The sequence below is a fragment of the Sediminibacillus massiliensis genome (assembly GCF_900156915.1).
Taxonomy (GTDB): domain Bacteria; phylum Bacillota; class Bacilli; order Bacillales; family Amphibacillaceae; genus Sediminibacillus_A; species Sediminibacillus_A massiliensis.
Map to the genome: position 1 here is coordinate 2,123,538 of NZ_LT732535.1, position 19,821 is coordinate 2,143,358.

Here is a 19,821-nt window from a genome sequence, read left to right on the forward strand (position 1 = left end):
GGGTTGGTTGGTTGACTGGATTGGTTGGTTGACTGGATTGGTTGGGGAAATTATTGCCACTTTGCGGGCGATTATGTGCTGGTTCGGGGCGTTTTCTTCCGGGGTGGGGGCGATTCCACCTTCTTTCGGGGAAATTACCGGCTTTTTGGAACGATTAGATGGCAATTGGGGAGATCACGCTCACAACGTCAGCGGGAAACCTGATGATGTTGCCTGCTCTCTTGGTCGGGGAAATTATAGCCGCTTTGCGGGCGATTTCACACTAGGTCGGGGCGTTTTCTTCCGGGGTGGGGGCGATTCCACCTCAATACGGGGAGATTACCCGCCTGTTGGAACGATTTGCCGCCACTCGGGGAAATCGCACCCGCCACGGCAGCGGGAAACCTGATGATGTTGCCTGCTTTTTTGGTCGGGGAAATTATTGCCGCTTTGCGGGCGATTATATATTTGGTCGGGGCGTTTTCTCACAGGTTAGGGGCGATTCCACCTCAATACGGGGAGATTACGGCCTGTTGGAACGATTTGCCGCTACTCGGGGAAATCGCACCGCCACATCCCCGCCACGCCTTCGCTCATCCATGCCAAGAGCCTGCAGAATTCATCTGCAGGCTCTTTTTTCAGATTATGTCTCCACAATTGGATCCATTACTTCTACATTGGCATCAGAGACATCTGGATCACTTGCATTGGCTCTGCTGAAGCCATTATTCGTATTGATTACATATCCTGTATTAAAGCTTCCCGCTCCGGCTACAACTTTACTTGTCGATGAAGGTGCGACATATAAGGCATCTCCATTAATGACTTGCCCTTCATTGCTGTTAATGATGATCGGACCAGAAAAGAAACAAGGCATTCCATCACTTCCTCCGTTTTTGATATAGGCGAACCTAGTAAACAAGCTGGATATATTATCAGTTTATGGAGAAAACAGCATGCTGAAATGGACAAACGCTGTCCGGGACCGGAAATGATGCTGGCACCTAAGCCTGCCGGCGCTCCTTAGTCCTATTAGGTGACCCCCTCATTAATGTTTGAGGGGGTTGCATTCATACATGATACTGATGTTGTTCTAAGGTTTTGGTGATCTGCTCAGCCGTAACCTTTTCATTATCAAATTCGACTATTACTTCCCCATCGCTCGTATCAATCAAGACGCGTTCAACTCCGTCGATTTGATTTAGCGTGCTCTCAATCTCCTGGATTGAATTCTGGTCCACTTCTTCTTTTACATAAAAGGTTCCTTCGCTCATTATCAATACTCCTTTTAGAGAGATTTCTTATAAGCTTACCCCAAAATGAGAAGCATAACTCTTAATGAACTAAATGAAGTGAATTAGAATCAATTTCCAATTGGAATAAGGGCGAATAACATTGGCTTGCGAAGGCAAATTAAAGGTATCTTTTTTAAAGGAGTGTTCATTCATGCCTCAACAAGCACAAGAAATTCTTAACCAGATTGCACAAATGGCCAGACAACTGGAACAGCAAGAGACTCAAAACGCCCAGAAGCTTCAACAAGGGCAGCCGGTCGGCGAACAGCAACAACAACAAATGGCTGATATGGAGCAAAATGCAGCCCAACAGCTTAACCAAATTCAACAACTTTTACAACAGTACCAACAACAGAGTCAAGCTACACAAGGATTCCAACAAACCACAAGTAACGGGTTTGGCCAGGCGACTAGTGGCGCACAATCTGCTTTCCAACCCGGATTTGCTGGCACAGATGCGCAGGAAGTCAGACAGCAAAATCAGCAATCTGCTCAAAACCAGACAGGCGGAAATGGTTTTACGCAACAATAATCGGCATGTATGAATACAGGGGCCACCTATTACAGGTGGCCTTTTTTACGTGCTGGAATTACATAAGGAAAATCCCCTGTATTTACCATTACATTCATCTATCAAACATGTTATAATACTTCTCTTATCTCACCAAATAATTCTCTATTTATATAATCTATGATAAAAGGAGGTCTGGCAATTGGCTAAAAAATCAATGATCGCCAAGCAAAAGCGTCAACCGAAATTCAATGTACAACAATATACGCGTTGTGAACGATGCGGCCGTCCGCACTCTGTGATCCGCAAATTTAAACTATGCCGTATTTGCTTCCGCGAACTCGCTTATAAAGGGCAGCTTCCCGGTGTAAAAAAAGCTAGCTGGTAAAGGAAAAAAGCCAACCGAAACGGTTGGCTTTTTTTATCAGGATTATTTCCAGACATCCTCGGCAATCCGGACGACATGACGGACTTTTTCCCATTGCTGTTCTTCTGTAAGCAGGTTTCCTTCTTCTGTAGAAGCAAAACCGCACTGCGGGCTCAGGCAAAGCTGATCAAGCGGTACATATGTCGCTGCTTCTTCGATACGTGCCTTCACTTTACCCGCATCTTCCAATTCGCCGAATTTGGAAGTGATCAAACCGAGGACGACGTGTAAATCCGGACGGTTTACATAGCGAAGTGGTTCGAATCCGCCGGAACGCTCGTCATCGAATTCCAAGAACAATCCATCAACGTCCAATCCGCCGAAAATGGTTTCGGAAACTGCTTCATAGCCGCCGCTGCTCATGAATGTCGACTGGAAATTCCCACGACAAATATGCATGGTGACAAGTAAGTCATCCGGCCTTTTGGCAATCGATTCGTTGAGAGCCCGGGCACTTAGAGCTGCAGCTTCTTCCGGGTCGCGTCCTTTCTCCTTCAATGATGCTCTGCCTTCTTCTGAGAAAAAGGTCGCCCATGATGTGTCATCAAGCTGCAAGTAGCGGCATCCTTCATCATACAGCTTTTGAATGACCCCCTGATATGCGCTGATCAAGTCTTCGACCAATGCTTCATCACTATCATAAATCCCTTCTTCTATCGTCGCTCTGTACAAAAGCATATTCGGGCTTGGAATCGTGAATTTTGCTACTGCATCACCGGCAATGCTGTTCAGAAAACGGAAGTGGTCGATAAAATAGTGGTCCGTGAATCCAATTTTACCAGTCACCTTGATTCCACGCGCCTTTGTTTCCACCCCGTCAAATTGAAGACCTTTCGAAGTTTCGAACGCCTCGACTCCATCCAAGCCTTCCAAAAAGTCAAAATGCCACCAGCTGCGGCGGAATTCTCCGTCTGATACGGCTTTAAGCCCGGCTTCTTTCTGTTTTTCCACCAATTTGGTAATTTCTTCGTCTTCGATTTGGCGCAATTGATCCGCGGTTATTTCCCCATTCTGTTTTTGCAACCGTGCCTTTTTCAAACGTTCCGGGCGCAAAAAGCTGCCGACATGATCTCCTTTGAATGGTGCTCTTTTCACTGTTTGTTGTGCTGAGTTCGTCATTATGTATTCCTTCTTTCTCTTTTAGTCATCGTTTCAGGCATAATAAAAACCCTCTTCCATAAGAAGAGGGGTTGACGTCTTGGACAATTCTCTTCTTATCTACAAGCATTCGCTTCTGGAATTAGCACAGTACTTCAACAAGTCTGCTGCTAAGGCTTCACAGGGCCAGTCCCTCCACCTTTCTGGATAAGAAAGTTATGTATGTAATTATAATCATCACTTTACAGGGAACGTGAATAATAGTCAAGTCCAAATTTACTGAAATTTTCACTAATTTTATTGCAGTTTATCCCATTCCGTTTTCTTATATTTTAGTGGCTTTAAACGTCTGTTGATCCATTCCTCGTCATATTCTCTATATCCCTGTGATTCAGCCCATTCTCTTACCTCTCGGTGACCCTCATGGGCAGGATCATGGTATATCATGAGAAAACGATTAAATCTCTCTACTCCCCCAACATCTTCCGGCGGGGCAGTACCTTGGCCACTTATCAATGTCGGGTAGCCGTAATGGTAATCTTCTACAACTTCTTCAAGCAAGATCTCGAACTGCCAATTGTCACCAAAATCATAAGTATAGATGAATTGGCCAAATTTTTCGATGTACTTATCCAACTTAATTCTCGGCTGCCTAATTGTCATCTTTAAATGGTTGGCAATCACGCCAAACGGATCTTCCTCCCGTCCTGGAGCCGCCTTTTTGTACTGTTTTTTATAGAACTTGTTTTCCTCATAGGTTTCCAAGTCATTGGTCACAACCAGATTGTCTTGTCGTAAATCAAATTCGAAAAGATGACAATGATCACTTGGATAACCGCTTTGGAAATTAGTTGTATTTTGAATGATATCATGGAGCCGGTTAAAGGTGACGTCAGCAGGCATGATGACTCTCCTCCAGATAACCGGATTCGTCTCAAGCAGGGTGATTTTTATTTGATAAGCCTTCATTCGGATACTCCTTCCCTGTTCTGAAAATAGATAAATCCACTCGTTTTACTTACTTTACATAAGCTTGCTCCGTATTTCAACACCCAAATATAAATTGGCCCGCCAAAGTCGACCTGGCGGGCCTGTATTTAGATTATAAAACTGCTTGTGATTTGCGATTCAGGTTTCTGCCTGTCGTAAACTTCGGCAGCCTCTCGCCATGTGCCTCAATCAATTCCGTGGTCATATCCCAAATTTCATCCAGTGACAAGACGGATGCAGTATGCGGATCGAGCATGACCGCCTGGTACACGTAATCGACATTGCCAGTTACCGCCGCTTCCACGACCAGTTGCTGCACGTTGATGTTCGTTCTGTTCATCGCGGCCAAGTGTGGCGGCAAGTCGCCGATATGTGTCGGCTGGATACCGCGTTTGTTAACGAGGCATGGCACTTCCACACAGGCGTTCTCCGGCAGGTTGGTGATTAGCTTGGTATTCAGCACGTTACCCCAGATTTCCAGGTTCTCACCGGTTTCCACCGCATTGATGATCGGCGCACCGTATTCAGAACTTTTTTCGACCGGAAAAGATTCATTGTTATCTATCTTCTTCTTCGTTTCTTCGAATGTAACCAGATTTTCTTCACTCCGGCGGATATATTCGTCGATCGGTATATCAAATTTATCAATCAGCTTGCTGTCTTTAATGAAATAAGGAGTGTACTCGGACAGGTGCTCGCTTGATTCTGTAATAAAATAGTTCAGTCTGCTCATCATTTCGAATCGGACTTTATCTTTTTTGTAAACCTCTTCGTCCTGCATTGCTTCAAAAAGTGCCGGGTACATATCTTTTCCTTTATGCTTAAGTTCGAGGAACCAGGCCATGTGGTTGATTCCCGCCACATTGATGTCCAATTCATCAGCCGGAATGCCTAAATACGATGCAAGCTGAGCAGTTGTATGCTGGACACTGTGGCAAAGGCCGACTGATTTGATCGATGTTTGTTTCTGTATCGCCAGCATCAGCATCGCCATTGGATTGGTGTAGTTGAGTAACAGAGCGTCAGGGCAGACATCTTCCATATCCCGGCACATATCCAATACAACCGGAATGGTGCGCAAAGCCCGGAATACACCGCCGACGCCTAATGTGTCTGCGATCGTCTGTTTCAAGCCATACTTTTTAGGAATCTCGAAATCTATTAAAGTGGATTCGTGCATCCCGACCTGAATCAGGTTAATGACATAATTGGCATCCTGCAAGGCCTCACGGCGATTATCGCTCGCTGAAACGGCTGCTTTATTGCCGTTTTCCCGGATAATTGTCTGTACCATTTTTTCAGCTGTTTGAAGTCTCACTGGATCGATGTCATGGAGAGCGAACTTTGTTTCTTCGAGAGCGGGAAATCTTAAAATGTCGGATACCAAACGTTTTGCAAATACTACACTTCCTGCGCCGATAATTGTAATTTTAGCCATGATAATCTCCTTTATATTTTAAAATTTTATTTAAAAGTTAATCTAAATAGCTGAGAAAGCAATTTACTGATGTCAGCCTTTTACCGAACCGGAAGCCAAACCGGCGATAAAATGTTTTTGCAGTATCAAGAACAAAATGGTCATTGGCAGCATTGCTAAGATCGAAGCAGCAGCCACCAGGTTCAATTTATTCGAACTTTCACCAAAGAATCCCGATAATGCGACCGTCATTGTTTGGACTGATTCATCCTGAAGGAAGAAAATCGCAAATTGGTAGTCATTCCATATGAAGACAGAAGCAATTATGAGAACAGAAGCTGTCACTGGCTTCAAGAGCGGAAAGACGATCCTGAAAAAGATTCCAATAGTGCTCGCGCCATCAATCCTTGCCGCTTCTTCCAATTCTCTCGGAATCGTCGATCGAATAAAGCCGGCATATAAGAAAATGGTTAACGGCAGATAGGCAGCCACATTGTTATAGATAGCTACATCAAGTGTGTTCAGCAAACCTATATCTACAACAAGCTGATAAAGTGGCACTAACGCTGTTAATGGCGGTATAACCATAATCGCGATGAATAACATATATACGAATTTGTTAAGCTTAGTTTGCCTCCTTGCTAATGGATAAGCAGCCATAGACCCAACCATTATTAGCAGCAAAGCTGCCAAAATAGTGATAACACTAGTATTAATCAAGGCTACGCCTAGATTTGCTTCATTCCATGCCTCCGAGAAATTCGCCCACCTTATATCGGCAGGAAAGGACCATTTGGAACTGAAGTCACCGATGGGCTTTAAGGCTGTAGTTACCAAAATGTAAAATGGAACCAAATGAAACAACGCAATTGCGAGTGAAACAGTTGTTAAGATAACTTTTTTCCTTTTACTGGTATAATCCATCACGCTTCAATCTCCTTCCGTCTAAAGTAAATAAGGGCTGCCAGACTCAAGATTAATATAATGACTGCCATCAACACACCTTGTGTGGCAGCGTATCCAGCGTCCTGGCGGAAGAAGTACAGGTCATACATGAAAGTTGACATTGACTGGGAAGCATTACCAGGACCACCGCCAGTTAAAGCAATAATCACATCGAACAGTTTCAATCCACCAATAATATTCAGCACCATATTAATGGTTATAGACGGCATCAACAGGGGCAAAGTAAGGGATTTGAATTGCTGAAAAGGTGTAGCCCCATCAATATCAGCTGCTTCATAAAAGTCTTTCGGGATACTCTGCAGACCAGCAAGGTAAATAATCATAGCAATACCAACAAACTGGTATGTATTAACAAAAACAATAATCCAAATATTCATACCCGGATTTCCAAGTGCGTTTATCGGGTCCAATCCAAGTGTCATTAATAAATCATTCAGCGCACCGTCCTGGTAGGCAAAGAAAAAGTAAAAGATGTATCCCATGATTAAAGGACTGATAATTACCGGTAAGTAGACAATTGTCCTAGTCAAAGCACGAAATTTTATGCTTTGGTTTAATAAAAGTGCATAACCGAGACCAACGATGTTTTGGAAAAGTGTGCTCCCAAGCCCATACAATAAAGTATTTTTAACTACCAGCCACGTGGTTGGATCCTGTAGCATTCGGACATATTGATCAAGGCCAATATATTTATAAGTCTGTGAAAATCCGTTCCAATTGGTAAAGGTGATATGGATACCGTTTAAAAAGGGGTAAATGATGAAAAAAGTAACAAGGAACAATGCTGGTAGATACATCCACCACAGGGAAGAATTGTGATTCCTCCTCCTCTTTCTATTTCTTACTTTTTGTGCCTGACTGGGCAGGCCTTCATCCGTACCAGCAACCGATTGCTTGGAAGCATATACTTCACGGATATCTGCTTTGCTCATAGTTTAACCCACTCCTATATCAGGATTTTTGGGAGGTAATGCGGACAGATATTCTGCCCGCCATCCCCTTGTCTGCTTACTCTGATTCTGCCTGATCACTGAGACGATTATATTCTTCTGCCATTTGCTCGGAAACCTGCTCAGGTGTAAGTGAACCTGAAAGTAGTTCTTGTCCTGTTGTCCCCATTACATCCCACATTCCACTCGGCAAGTAAACGCGGTCAAAGTACGGCTGAACCTTGACATCAGAGTATTGGTCATAGTAATCAGAGTAGTAGTTTTCAGCATTGACATTTGAGAGACCAGCCGGAAGGTTTGTTCCTTCTGCAACCTGTTTAGCCACTTCTGGCTGGGCCAAAAATTCGACAAATTTCTTTGCGGCATCCATATGCTCGGTGTCCTTCCAGATAGCAACCGTGTGGCGTTCACCGCCAATCCAGGACTGAACACCTCCTTCATGGATAGCAGGCATAGGCATTACACCGACCTTGGCATCCGGGTTGAGCTCTTCAATTTGCGATCCTGAAACACCTCCCCCTACGATAAAGGCGATTTTACCTTGGACAAGCAATTCATTCCGTTGCTGCAGCTGGGCCGTAAGTACGTCTTCATTCAGCAAGCCTTCATCCTGCATTTGCAACAACTTTTCAGGAAGGAACGTGTAATTAGACCAGTCAAATGTCCGATTCAGGAGCTCTTCTTCATAGTTATGATCCGGATGTGTCGTTAACAATGGCGTTGCAAACTGGTCAAAGTACTGACCCAAAGCACTTTTTTCCGAACCATGGAACCAAAGAGGTGTAACTTCGCCATTGCTCTTTTCCTCGATTGTTCTAAGCGCATCCATAAACTGGTCAAACGTCTCAGGTGGTTCGACACCATACTCTTCCAGCACATTGGCATTATAGGTCAATCCATCCTTTGCCTGGTTTAATGGATAGGCATAGACTTTCCCTTCTTCATCCTTCAAGATTGGCTCTAAAGCAGGGTCGAGGTTTTCCGTCCAGTCCATTTCACTCAAGTCTTCAACATATTCACCGTAGCGGTTTATTGCCCAGCCATGAGTATCGAATACGTCGGGCATATCGTTGGCCGCCATTTTCACTCGCAGCAAACTCTCATATTCCCCGGCAGGATAATTTGCATCAATATCGATTTCCGGGTATTCCTCCTCAAACTGAGCAACCACATCTTTCATCGTATCTACGTCACTTTCATTGGTAGCAGTAGAATAATAGGAAAGAGTAATTTGATCACCTGTCTCTTCCCCATTCGAGTTGCCGCTGGCTTCTTCGCCGCCGGCACCTGCTCCTCCAAGACACCCAGTAGCAAATAATGATAAGCCTGTTAACATTCCTATTGTCTTTAACATTCTTTTCATATTCCATTCTCCCTTACTTCATTATTTTATTAAAAAGTTAATCAGTCCCATTGGCGAAGGATTTCCAGTGTAAGGTTCTAAGTTTATGTAAATACAGAATATTGGGACAATTTAAGAAAAGACTAGCTTGAGTAAGCTTGCTAATTAGTGGTCAAAATTTGAATGAAGGTGTTACCTGTGCAATTTTTCTTCACCTCCTAAAAGGACTTTAATTAACCAACTAACTCATTGAAAGCGCATTCATAACCTTGTATAAGTAAAGCACCATATGAGGTGCTTCATAATTTTTTATCAAGTAGAAGAGGCTGACATCTTGTTTTCCAGTGTTTTATTATGACTTCCACAGCTTTCACGGATCACTAACTTCGTTGGAATAGTAACCTTTAGCGGGATTTCTCTCCCTTTCATCCTGTCCAGTAATAACCGGAACCCTGTCCGCCCCATCTGTTCAGTGTGTACATGGATGGTTGTAAGAGGAACACTGGCAAACTTAGCCATCTCGATGTCATCAAAGCCAACTAAAGCAACCTGTTCAGGTACATTGAACCCCTTTTCCTGCAAAGCTCTTAAGGCGCCAATCGCCATCGGATCACTGGCTACAAAAAAAGCTTCAGGCAAATCCCCCTTCTCAATTGCTTGGCACATCAATTCATACCCTTGCGACATCGTGTAATCACTGACATAGATATCATCAGGGCGAAAGAGCCCCTCTTGTTTCATTCGTTTTTCAAAGGTCTGTTGGCGCTCGTCGTCATTCATGCTCCGCTTTTCCCCATTGAAATGTTCTTGTTGCCTTCCCCCAATATAGCCAATTCGTTTTTTGCCACAGGTAAACAAGTGTTCAATGACTATGTTTGTTGCTTTTTCAAAATCGATTACAACCGAGTCATACTTTTCTTCATCCGGTGAGTAATCAATATAGACGGCATTTTTGTTTTTGCTCGTAAATAGATTGATTGTTTCTTCATTCAGCTTGCCAATCACTATCAACCCATCCATTTCTGCTTCTACCTTTTCTTTCGGCAAATGATGCAACCGGAATACTTCTGGAGCTGGAAGGTCTTGATCCTTGCACTCCTGTTCGACCCCCTGTCTTATGGCTAAAAAATAAGGGTCACTTAACTCTTCTTCAAGTGAATGACAAAGCAGGATGCCGACTTTTGTGATATTTTCTTGTTCAGTAATTTTTTCTGCCCTGCGCTGTTTCACTGGTTTATATTTTAATTCTTCTGCTGCCTTAAGTATCCTCTGTCTCGTTCCTTCTGCTACCGATAAGGTCAAATCATTATTCAGCACCCGGGATACAGTGGCAGCAGATACTTTCGAAAGGTTCGCGATATCCTTGATCGTAGCCATCTGTGTACCCTCTCATTCTTTTTTGGCTTCCGCCTTCTTTTTATTAACTAAACATTTACTATGTTGGGACTATAATAACATTTAAATAAAGCGCTTTCAATAGCTTTTTGGGTAATTAATAGAATAATTTACTGATTATTTTTGTTATTTTACCAATTCATTAACTAAAAAATTAATTAAGCAGATTATCCTGTAACTAGAGGGTTCTGTTTTTAAGCGGAACTTAATGTGCGAAAAGCTGCGACAATTATATTGTCATTTAGGGGTCACTTTTAACTTAAATAGAATTTGATGCTTGTAGAATATTATTTATATAAGGTATGAAGTTGGCTTGGCCGCATAAAAAAGAGCCTGGAATGGTAACGATCCAAAATCCAAGCTCTAAAATACATTATGTTTCTTCTTCCACCAAACCCTTTTGTTAGTTCGAATAAGTGCTATGTCATATTAATAGATGAGCAAAAGTTATTGAAATAATCCCAATTAAAAGCAATCCACAGGTAACAATTTTCCTGCCTATATTGTTTTTAAAAAATAGGTAAACAAAACCAACATATACAACAGTAGCTATCGAACAAAAAGTGATACCTGAAATTAACTTTTCAACAGTATAACCACCGAAGATAAAATGTAGAATAGTTACTGGAAACGAGATTAAAGCAATCAAATAATGGAGCTTTTTAACATCCATTTAATCCCTCCGTTTCCATTATGTACGATTAAAATAAGTTAAAGATTCAATAACCTTAGTATTTTTATTAGTTTAATAGCTTTTCTCCTTCAACTATACTTATCAAAAAAGCCTTACCATTAAACATGGCAAGGCTTTATCCAATAACTGGTTTATTCATATTTTCATTGTCATTTTGCTTGTAAATCGACGGTCTGAATTGCTCTTACACACTAACCTGCCATAATCTCCTTCATCTTCCCTGCAACATCTTTCGGGTTATCCGCTTTTGTAATCGCACTTCCTACGATCACAATATCAGGCTGTTCCCGGACTATGCCTGGAAGTGTCTCCAGGTTCACCCCGCCAGCTACAGAAACTTCGAAATCATATCCTTTCACCAAAGAAAACAAGTCGGTACTGAAGCCGCCTTCCTGTTGTTTGTCTTTTCCGACATGCAGGCTGACCATGTCAACGTCCAAATCATGCAGCTCTTTGATTTTGTCTCTTGAATCGACTTCCAGCAAATCGATCATAATCCGTTTTCCGTATTGCCTGGCTACCTCCAATGTATCCTTGATCGTCAGGCCGGAGGAAAAAGCCATCACCGTCATGATGTCTGTTCCGGCTTCGAATGCCTGCTTTGCTTCATGTTTCCCCGCATCACAAGTTTTCATATCTGCCAAAATCGTTTTCTCCGGATACAGCTTCCGCATATCCCGTACAATATCCATCCCGTACTCCTTGATGACTCCGGTACCGATTTCAATGATATCTACGGATCCCTTTGTTTCATTTACAATTTCGATGCACTTATCCTTCGAAAGACGATCAAGTGCTAACTGCAATTTCATCTATGTCACCCCTTTATCTTTCGATTACTTCCACTTCGCCGAGTCTGCCCTGTACGTCCTCGTAATAAGGAAGTCCTTCATTATCGCCGATGACACCGACTACCATGGAGCCGATCGTGTTCGCAAAATGAAGTGTTTTTTGAAGCGTCCAGCCTTGCAATATGCCGTACAACATTCCCGAATTGAAGCCGTCTCCTGCCCCGACCGTATCCACTACCTTCGGAGCCTTGACAGGCGGTTCTACGATATATTCTCCGTCATGGTAGCCGACAGAGCCCTTCTCCCCTTGTTTGATCGCAACATAGGAGATATTCAAAGCCTTCAACTTTTCGATGATTGCTTCAGGCTCTTTTTCCCCGATAATAATGTCCATTTCCTCATCACCGGCAAGCAAAATATCCACATGTGGAAGGATTTTAGACAATACGGTCCTCGCTTCTTCCTTGCTCCACATCCTCAGCCGGATATTCGGATCAAAGGAAATCATGACACCGTTTTGTTTAGCCAAAGCAATCGCGCGCTCGAAAATCTCCATGTTCTTTGGATGAATCGCCGGGAAAATACCGGTAAGATGGAGGATTTTCGCCTGTTTGAAATAATCCTCATCCAAATCGTCCGGCGTCATGGTCAAAACCGGTGACTTGTCGCGGTAATAAAATGTTCGGCCGCTTCCGTCTTCCATGATCTCTTTGAAGTTGATGGAAGTCGGATAACCGTCGACGAACTTCACTTGGGAAACATCGATCCCTTCCCCGCGGGCAAAGGTCTGAATCGTCTTACCAAATTCATCCTTACCCAATCTGCTTATATAACCCGCTTTCAAACCCAGTCGGCTGCAGCCCACTGCCAAATTGAGTTCTGCTCCAGCCACGCTTTTTTCGAATCCGTTAACAAATTTCAACGGGCCCGTTGAAGCGGGATTGAACACAATCATTGCTTCTCCAATCGTAATGACATCGTTCATGCCAGTGCCTCCCTTGGTGTTGTATCATTTGCGTGTAGTCTCTTTTGGCCTGCCGTCGACTCCGGAAATGACTTTGTCGGCCATCCCGGTAAACAACCCGGTTTCGACTACTCCGACAAGCGATTTCAGCTGCTTGTGGAGGTCTTCCGGGTCGAGAATATGGTCGAATCGGCAGTCGAGAATATAATTGCCGTTGTCTGAGACGAACACTTCCCCGTCTTTTTTGCGAAGAACTGGATCACAACCCAGCTCAGCAATACGGTTTGCCGTGACTTGCCATCCAAATGGAACGACCTCAACTGGCAGCGGAAATGCCCCCAATTGGTCGACACGTTTCGAATCATCGATAATGACGATCAGTTCATCTGCTATGGCGTCGACGATTTTCTCCCTGACAAGAGAGCCCCCGCCCCCTTTTAACAAGTTGAAATGCTGATCGACCTCATCAGCACCATCGATCGCTACATCAATCTTTTCCATATCGGAAAAGTCGGTCAAAGGAATCCCCAATTCCTTTGCCAACCGTTCCGTTTTAAGGGATGTCGGAATCCCTGTTATTTTTAACCCCTCTGTTTTGATACGTTCCCCCAACTTTTTCAGCATCCAGTTCACCGTCGAACCGGATCCTAAGCCGACGACCATTCCATCTTTGATATACTTGACAGCTTCCTCGCCGGCAGCTTTTTTATTTTCGATTTCCATCCCCATGGATTTTCGCTCCTTCTTCCAAATTGTGCGTGATTAGAATAGACTAGGATTAATCATTTTCGGTACATAAAAGGCGATTTCCGGGAAGAAGGCAATGAACAAGAGCACCACAACTACGATTGTGATATAAGGCATTACCGCTTTGAAAGACCGTTCGATCGACAGTTTTCCGATCTTGGCGGCCAACAACAGACACAACCCGTATGGTGGTGTCACCAGTCCGATCGCCAAAGTGATGATGACAATCAAGCCAAGGTGGATCGGGTCAACCCCGAACTGCAAGGCCGTCGGCAAAATAACCGGCACGAACAGAATCATGGCCGGAATCGCGTCCATAAATGTTCCCACGAACAGGAAAAAGGCGATGATAATAAGGATGAACAACCCTTTTGAACCGATGTTGTTCGTGAAGAATTCCTGTGCCATAGTACCGAGCTGGTAGTAACTCATCAATTCACCTAAAGCACTTGCTGTTGCTAAAGCAAATAAAGACAACGAGCTTAACGCCAGTGTATCGACCAGAATTTTCGGCAGGTCCTTCAGTTTCAATGTCTTATAGAAGAACATGCTGATCACCAATGTGTACAAAGAAGCAACCGCAGCGGCTTCTGTAGCCGTGAAGAATCCTGTCACGATTCCGCCGATAATGATAAAAACCGTGAACAAGGCTGGAATCGTTTCCATTAATAGTTTAAGGAATTTCTTGAATTCCACTCTTGCGCTTTTTTCAAAATTTTTCCTGACTGCCAAAATATAAACAAAAACCATCATCGCCAAGCCGATTAAAATCCCTGGTACGATTCCACCAAGAAACAAAGCACCGACAGAAGCGTTGGTCAACCCCGCAAAAATGATCATCGGGATACTTGGTGGAATGACAACCCCCACAGTGGAAGAAGCCGCTGTAACCCCTACAGCCGTTTCTTTGTCATATCCTTTTTTGACCATGCTCGGAATCAGGATTTTTCCGACACCAGCTGTATCTGCCTGCGAAGCACCGGACACCCCGGCGAACATCATCGATACTAGGATATTGGCATGAGCCAATCCTCCACGAATCGGTCCGACGATCGCTAAAGCCAGATCGATCATTTTCTCGGAAATTTTTCCCGAATTCATTAAGTTGGCGGCTAGAATGAATAATGGAACCGCTAGTAACACGAACGAGTCAAGTCCGTTCAACATCTTCATCGGGACGGTCATCCCGGGTGTATAAGGAATATTGAAAATGCCCAGTACGGCAACGATTCCAATAACGAATGCGATCGGGACACCGACAAACATCAATACGATAAATAAACCAATCAACAGGAATCCCATTATTCACTAACCTCCTTCGTGTTGAAATTTTTAATATGGCTGACTAGATGGGACAAGGAGTAGACGATCATGGTCGATGCCATGATCGGTATCGACAGCCATACATATCCCATTTTCATTGCAGGAAGAGACGCCCACGTGTAGTCCCAAAAGCGTTGGACAACCTGAATCCCGTATAGAAAAATAGCAATATTGAATAAAATAAGGACAATATCATTGAAAATATTGAGTGTGTGTTTTGGTTTGTTTTTCAACTTTCTCTGCAGCATATCAAAGGTAAAGTGATCCCTTCTGTTGACCATCACTGCAGCTCCCATGAAGACGGCCCAGATAAACGAATAGTTGGCAACCTCTTCCGTCCAGATAACCGAAATGCCAAGATGACGGGTGACAATTTGAATGACAATTGCTACAAAGAATACGGTCAAAAAGGCGACGCCTGCCGTCAATTGAATTTTTTCCAGTATGCGAATAAACCGGCTCATGTTGATCCTCCTCACTAAAGGCGAAAGGACACGCAGCGTGCCCTTTCTTTAATTGTCGTTATACTAATTATTTCGCATCTCTGATTTGTTGCAGTAAGTCTTCTACACCCATCTCTTTTGCTGCTTCATCTTGAAGAGGTTTTGCCAGTTCGATGAAAGGCTGTCTGTCGATTTCATTGATTTCAGCACCGTCTTCCACCGCCTTTTCCTTGTACTCTTCTTCCTGTACGTAAAGGGCTTCTCTTTCCGCTTTGACAGATTCTTCAGCAGCTTTCATGATGATTTCTTTCTGCTCATCGGAATAAGAGTCGAACTTGCGGCCGTTCACCAGCAATAGACGAGTCGTATAATCATGGGCTGTTTCTGTTACATATTTTCCATTGTCTGTAGTGTGATGATTTTGCTGGACAAAATATGGGTATGCGTTTTCAGATGAGTCGACTACATCCTGCTGCAATGCTTGATAAAGTTCTCCCCATGCCACTGATGTCGGTACAGCCCCGGTCTCTTTCCAGTAGTTTGCTACTACGCCGGAAGTTTGCGTTCTGATTGTCATGCCTTTCAAGTCATCCATCGATTGCAAAGGCTTCTTACCATAATAATGTCTTACACCTGCAGTCCAATAACCGACGATTTTGAAATCATTGTTTGATTTTTCATTGATAATATCTGCAACCTTTTCGCCAACTTCACCGTCAACGACATTTTCCCAATGCTCGTAGCTGTCGAACAGGTATGGCATTGCAAAAAGATCGACTTCCTTGATACCTGTCTGTGTCATGAAACCTGGTGATACAAGTACAACGTCTGCTCCGCCTGTCTGTAACTTCTCAACAAGCTCCGATTCTTCTGTACCGATTGTTCCTGCATGTACTTCCACTTCGATTGCACCGTCTGACTCTTCTTCTGCTACTTCTTTAAATTTCACTAAACCGTCTTGATATGGATTTTCTGGTGATGTTTGGTTATGTGCGGCAACCAATTTGATGTTTTCCGGTGCTTCCCCTTCTCCGCTTGCTCCGCTGTTCCCGCAGCCGGCAAGTGCCGTAACCGCTATCAACAATAGTAAAAATGCTAGTTTTTTCATGTGTAAATCTCCCTTCACCCTTTTATTTGACTAGGCTTGTTCATTCATTCATCAGTCACTCACCGTGATGGCAGCGCTGACAATTTGCTAAAAATACTGGTTGACCTTTGGCTTCTATTACTCAAGATTTGCATGTTTCTTGTTTAAACTGGCTTGGTCTCTTTGTTCATAGTTTTGTAAAAGATAGACCATCACAGCATCCAGCAACAGGTGTGCTGATTGATCAAACTGGCTTCCCAAAGGCTGGATTGTATCGGGCTCGGATGGCAGGCGTTTCTTTGTTGCCGCCGGAATGACGAGATGGCAATCACTCATCTGCCCGATTGCTGACTCCTTATTGGTCGTAACCAGGGCGACCTGTGCTCCAACTTCTTTCGCCTTCTTGGCATAATACTTCAGGTTTTCCGTCGAGCCTGAACCCGAAATAATCAACAGAATATCTTCCGGCTCAATACTCGGGGTCACCGTCTCCCCTACTACGTAGACCGGGTAACCGCTATGCATGAGACGCATTCCAAACACTTTTCCCACCAAACCAGATCTGCCTGTCCCGGCAATGAAAATTCGGTTTGCTCGCTGTAGTTCTTCTGCCAGCTTTTCCGATTCTGCGGGATCGACTCTTTCAAGAACTTCCGCGATTTCCCGGGCAATCGTTCCGGTAATTTGTTTCATAGCATTTCCACCTTTTCATATATATCTATTTTTTTTAACAAGATTTCCTGGATATTAGTTGAGGCTCAAATCTATGAATCTCTGAAACACAACTCTTCTCATTGTTTCTTATTTTGTCCAACAGCAACTGTGCTGCTTTCTTTCCCATTTCAAATGCGGGCTGGGCGATTGTTGTCAGTGTCGGACTGTAGAAACCGGCAAACGCTACATCGTCAATACCGATCACCGCCAAATCTTCCGGTATCCTTACCTGATTCTTTTTAGCAAACTTCAAAACCTCGAACAACACCCTGTCATTCAGGGCCAGAATCGCTTCAGGGGGTTCCGGCAATGCAAGCATCTCTTTCATGGTCGATTGAATGCCTGAAATGTTTGCGCTTGCAATATAGCGTTGATTTACCGGCAAACCTTGGCTTTCCAATGCTTTTTTAAACCCCTCTATCCTTTCCCCGCGGGGTGTTATTCCGTTAACCGGTGTAGAAACGATACCAATGTTTCTATAACCTGTTCTCACAAACTCTTTAACAGCCATTTCTGCCGCCTTATAGTTATCTAGTAAAACAGACCCAATGGAAATCTCTTGTAAGATTCTGTCCATAAACACAATCGGGTAATTGTCATTTTGCAAGCGTTTGTAAAGAGGAACATTATCACCAGTCGGAAAAACGATTAAACCATCCACTTGCTTGGCCCGCAGCATATCGATATACCGTTTCTCCTTGGCAGGGTCGTCATCCGCATTGCAGACAATGATATGAAAATCCGATTCATTGCAAAGATCTTCAATCGCCCGGATAACCTGGGTCGAGAACACGTGCAAAATGTTGGCAACGATTACACCAATTGTCATGGTCGACTTTTGCTTCAAGCTTCTGGCTACAAAGTTAGGGCTGTAACCGAGTTCAGTGATCGCTTCCTCGATACGAATCCTGGTTTTCTCCCCCATGTAGTCAAAGCGGTTGTTTAAATACTGAGAAACAGTGCTTTTCGAAACTTCTGCATGCTTTGCTACATCCGCCATTGTAACTGCTTTCATTTTGGGTTATTCTCCTAACCTCTACTATTCCATTTTTGTACTAAACCGATTTAGTAAACCGATTTAGGTAGAGTATAATATAGGTGAAAGCGTTTTACAAGAGGTTTATTTACTTTTTATTCATTCCATTTTTTTACTGGCTGCTGGGACGGGGCTGGGCGTGGCAGAAAGTGGGCGTCGGGGAGATTTTTTGCAGGTTTGGGGCGTTTATGGTGGGTTTTGGGGAGATTAGCTGCCAGGTTGGGGCGATTTTGCGGGGATTGGGGGAAATTCACGCGCTTTCGGGGAGTATTTGCTGACTTGCGGGAAATTACCCTTCTTAAGGCGGACAATTTTGGTGCAGTTATCCTCACTACACGCTTATGCCTTGACGGGGCGATTATCCCCGGGTTTGGGGCGATTACGCCGGCTGACGGGGAGATTAGCTGCAAGGTTGGGGCGATTATCCCGAATTTCGGGGAAATTCACGCACTGGCGGGGAGAATCAGATAGTTAACGGGAAATTCCGGCTATCAAAAAGTCAAAAGCCATCCCTTCCTCTCCCCTGTGCAAAAGTAAAAAAGAAGTGTTCCACTAAGAACACTTCAAAGGTTACGCCGCCTTTCTGCGTCACGCCAAAAAATCATTCTCTCTTTTTCAATAATCAGCGTAATGTATGAAACCCGTTCCAGAGCAAGATAATTTATAAGGGAGCTAACATTTTTTCTATTTATTTGACATGAAACGCGTTCCATACATTACACTAAGAAAAGTACATATGCACGAAAACATAAAACTAACATAGAAAGTAGGACAGAATATGAAGGAACCTAGCGTAATCTTTTTTGATATTGACGGGACATTACTGGATCATGATAAAAAGCTCCCCCCATCCACGAAAGAAGCTATCTTCACTTTGAAGGAACAAGGCCATATTGTGGCAATTGCAACTGGCCGGGCTCCGTTTATGTTTGAAGACTTAAGAGAAGAACTGGATATCGATACTTTCATCAGTTATAACGGCCAATACGTCGTTTTAAATGGGGAAGTTCTTTATACGAACCCATTGAATATTGATTCTCTTGAAAAACTGACAGCGAAAGCGCTTCTTAATGAGCACCCGGTTGTTTTCATGGATCACGAAGATATGAAAGCGAATGTACCGGAGCATGCGTACATCAATGAAAGCATCAAAACATTGAAAATCGGTCACTTCCCTACGCATGACCCGCATTATTACAAAGGAAGAGATTTGTATCAGTCCCTTTTGTTTTGCCCGGAAGGCGAGGAAAAGCAATATGTAGAGGAATTTGATGATTTTGATTTCATCAGATGGCACCCTGTTTCCGTCGATGTCATTCCAAAAGGCGGTTCCAAAGCTAATGGGATCAACAAGATTACCGAAAAACTCGGTTTTCCACCAGAACGGCAATATGCCTTCGGCGACGGCTTGAATGATGTGGAGATGCTGTCCAAAATCGAAAACAGCATTGCCATGGGAAACTCCGTCGAACAGGCTAAGTCAGCAGCAAAATACGTAACAAAGTCTGTTGATGAAGAAGGAATCGTCCATGGACTGAAAATGGTCGGTCTGTTGGAAGCACAGAAAGCGTGATAAGCAATAAGGCACTCCCCCGGCAGTCAAGGGGAAGTGCCTTTTTAATGAAGGCTGTTTTCGTATAGATTGTTGCTTT

21 protein-coding genes and 1 riboswitch are annotated in these 19,821 nt (G+C 43.7%); of the genes, 3 read left to right on the forward strand and 18 right to left on the reverse strand.

Annotated elements, in window-relative coordinates; translation table 11 throughout:
- Window positions 1–622: 622 nt before the first annotated feature.
- Window positions 623–856, reverse strand: a complete 234-nt coding sequence (locus CZ434_RS11440; protein ID WP_077623268.1) for a spore germination protein — start codon at window positions 854–856, stop codon at window positions 623–625.
- A gap of 193 nt (window positions 857–1,049) precedes the next feature.
- Window positions 1,050–1,253 (reverse strand): heavy-metal-associated domain-containing protein, encoded by a 204-nt coding sequence (locus CZ434_RS11445; protein WP_077623269.1) that lies wholly within the window; start codon window positions 1,251–1,253, stop codon window positions 1,050–1,052.
- Window positions 1,254–1,425: 172 nt separating this feature from the next.
- Between CZ434_RS11445 and CZ434_RS22505 the strand changes: the two genes are divergently transcribed.
- Both CZ434_RS22505 and CZ434_RS11455 read left to right on the forward strand, forming a co-directional pair.
- A complete protein-coding gene (locus CZ434_RS22505; RefSeq protein ID WP_245830973.1) occupies window positions 1,426–1,806 on the forward strand; it encodes a hypothetical protein in 381 nt (126 codons plus the stop codon).
- A gap of 181 nt (window positions 1,807–1,987) precedes the next feature.
- Window positions 1,988–2,173, forward strand: a complete 186-nt coding sequence (locus CZ434_RS11455) for a type Z 30S ribosomal protein S14 (protein WP_077623270.1) — start codon at window positions 1,988–1,990, stop codon at window positions 2,171–2,173.
- A 42-nt stretch (window positions 2,174–2,215) separates the two neighbouring features.
- Here CZ434_RS11455 and CZ434_RS11460 read toward each other — a convergent pair whose 3' ends face one another.
- From CZ434_RS11460 to CZ434_RS11535, 16 genes are all read right to left on the reverse strand, one after another.
- Window positions 2,216–3,331: a 5-methyltetrahydropteroyltriglutamate--homocysteine S-methyltransferase gene (locus tag CZ434_RS11460; protein WP_077623271.1), complete on the reverse strand. Its 1,116-nt coding sequence runs from the start codon at window positions 3,329–3,331 to the stop codon at window positions 2,216–2,218.
- Window positions 3,332–3,423: 92 nt separating this feature from the next.
- Window positions 3,424–3,524, reverse strand: a riboswitch (SAM riboswitch).
- Between the two features lie 83 nt (window positions 3,525–3,607).
- Entirely contained in the window at window positions 3,608–4,279 is a 672-nt protein-coding gene (locus CZ434_RS11465; protein WP_077623272.1) for a plasmid pRiA4b ORF-3 family protein, read from the reverse strand.
- A 133-nt stretch (window positions 4,280–4,412) separates the two neighbouring features.
- The gene (gene melA, locus CZ434_RS11470) at window positions 4,413–5,738 is read right to left on the reverse strand and encodes an alpha-glucosidase/alpha-galactosidase (RefSeq protein WP_077623273.1); all 1,326 of its coding nucleotides are present in this window, start codon (window positions 5,736–5,738) and stop codon (window positions 4,413–4,415) included.
- Between the two features lie 72 nt (window positions 5,739–5,810).
- Entirely contained in the window at window positions 5,811–6,641 is an 831-nt protein-coding gene (locus CZ434_RS11475; protein WP_077623274.1) for a carbohydrate ABC transporter permease, read from the reverse strand.
- Entirely contained in the window at window positions 6,641–7,480 is an 840-nt protein-coding gene (locus CZ434_RS11480; RefSeq protein WP_245831068.1) for a carbohydrate ABC transporter permease, read from the reverse strand. The genes CZ434_RS11475 and CZ434_RS11480 overlap by 1 nt, the downstream gene beginning before the upstream one ends.
- 211 nt (window positions 7,481–7,691) lie before the next feature.
- Window positions 7,692–8,996, reverse strand: coding sequence for an ABC transporter substrate-binding protein (locus CZ434_RS11485; RefSeq protein ID WP_077623276.1), 1,305 nt, complete (start codon window positions 8,994–8,996; stop codon window positions 7,692–7,694).
- A gap of 291 nt (window positions 8,997–9,287) precedes the next feature.
- Window positions 9,288–10,352, reverse strand: a complete 1,065-nt coding sequence (locus tag CZ434_RS11490) for a LacI family DNA-binding transcriptional regulator (protein WP_077623277.1) — start codon at window positions 10,350–10,352, stop codon at window positions 9,288–9,290.
- 442 nt (window positions 10,353–10,794) lie between these two features.
- Window positions 10,795–11,043: a hypothetical protein gene (locus tag CZ434_RS11495; protein ID WP_077623278.1), complete on the reverse strand. Its 249-nt coding sequence runs from the start codon at window positions 11,041–11,043 to the stop codon at window positions 10,795–10,797.
- 212 nt (window positions 11,044–11,255) lie between these two features.
- Window positions 11,256–11,876 carry a 3-hexulose-6-phosphate synthase gene (hxlA, locus tag CZ434_RS11500; RefSeq protein ID WP_077623279.1) on the reverse strand — a complete coding sequence of 207 codons (621 nt, stop codon included), beginning with the start codon at window positions 11,874–11,876 and terminating at the stop codon, window positions 11,256–11,258.
- 13 nt (window positions 11,877–11,889) lie between these two features.
- Window positions 11,890–12,840, reverse strand: coding sequence for a sugar kinase (locus tag CZ434_RS11505; RefSeq protein WP_077623280.1), 951 nt, complete (start codon window positions 12,838–12,840; stop codon window positions 11,890–11,892).
- Window positions 12,841–12,864: 24 nt separating this feature from the next.
- Window positions 12,865–13,548 (reverse strand): ribose-5-phosphate isomerase RpiA, encoded by a 684-nt coding sequence (rpiA, locus tag CZ434_RS11510; RefSeq protein ID WP_077623281.1) that lies wholly within the window; start codon window positions 13,546–13,548, stop codon window positions 12,865–12,867.
- A 33-nt stretch (window positions 13,549–13,581) separates the two neighbouring features.
- Window positions 13,582–14,868, reverse strand: coding sequence for a TRAP transporter large permease (locus tag CZ434_RS11515; RefSeq protein WP_077623282.1), 1,287 nt, complete (start codon window positions 14,866–14,868; stop codon window positions 13,582–13,584).
- Window positions 14,868–15,353: a TRAP transporter small permease gene (locus tag CZ434_RS11520; RefSeq protein ID WP_077623283.1), complete on the reverse strand. Its 486-nt coding sequence runs from the start codon at window positions 15,351–15,353 to the stop codon at window positions 14,868–14,870. Before CZ434_RS11520 ends, CZ434_RS11515 begins: the two co-directional genes overlap by 1 nt.
- A 67-nt stretch (window positions 15,354–15,420) precedes the next feature.
- The gene (locus CZ434_RS11525) at window positions 15,421–16,440 is read right to left on the reverse strand and encodes a TRAP transporter substrate-binding protein (protein WP_077623284.1); all 1,020 of its coding nucleotides are present in this window, start codon (window positions 16,438–16,440) and stop codon (window positions 15,421–15,423) included.
- Between the two features lie 117 nt (window positions 16,441–16,557).
- Window positions 16,558–17,112, reverse strand: coding sequence for a 6-phospho-3-hexuloisomerase (hxlB, locus tag CZ434_RS11530; RefSeq protein WP_077623285.1), 555 nt, complete (start codon window positions 17,110–17,112; stop codon window positions 16,558–16,560).
- Between the two features lie 34 nt (window positions 17,113–17,146).
- On the reverse strand, window positions 17,147–18,148 hold the full coding sequence (locus CZ434_RS11535) for a LacI family DNA-binding transcriptional regulator (protein WP_077623286.1): 1,002 nt from the start codon (window positions 18,146–18,148) through the stop codon (window positions 17,147–17,149).
- 799 nt (window positions 18,149–18,947) lie between these two features.
- On the opposite strand from CZ434_RS11535, the gene CZ434_RS11550 reads away from it, so the two are divergent.
- Window positions 18,948–19,742: a Cof-type HAD-IIB family hydrolase gene (locus CZ434_RS11550; protein WP_077623289.1), complete on the forward strand. Its 795-nt coding sequence runs from the start codon at window positions 18,948–18,950 to the stop codon at window positions 19,740–19,742.
- Window positions 19,743–19,821: the final 79 nt, after the last annotated feature.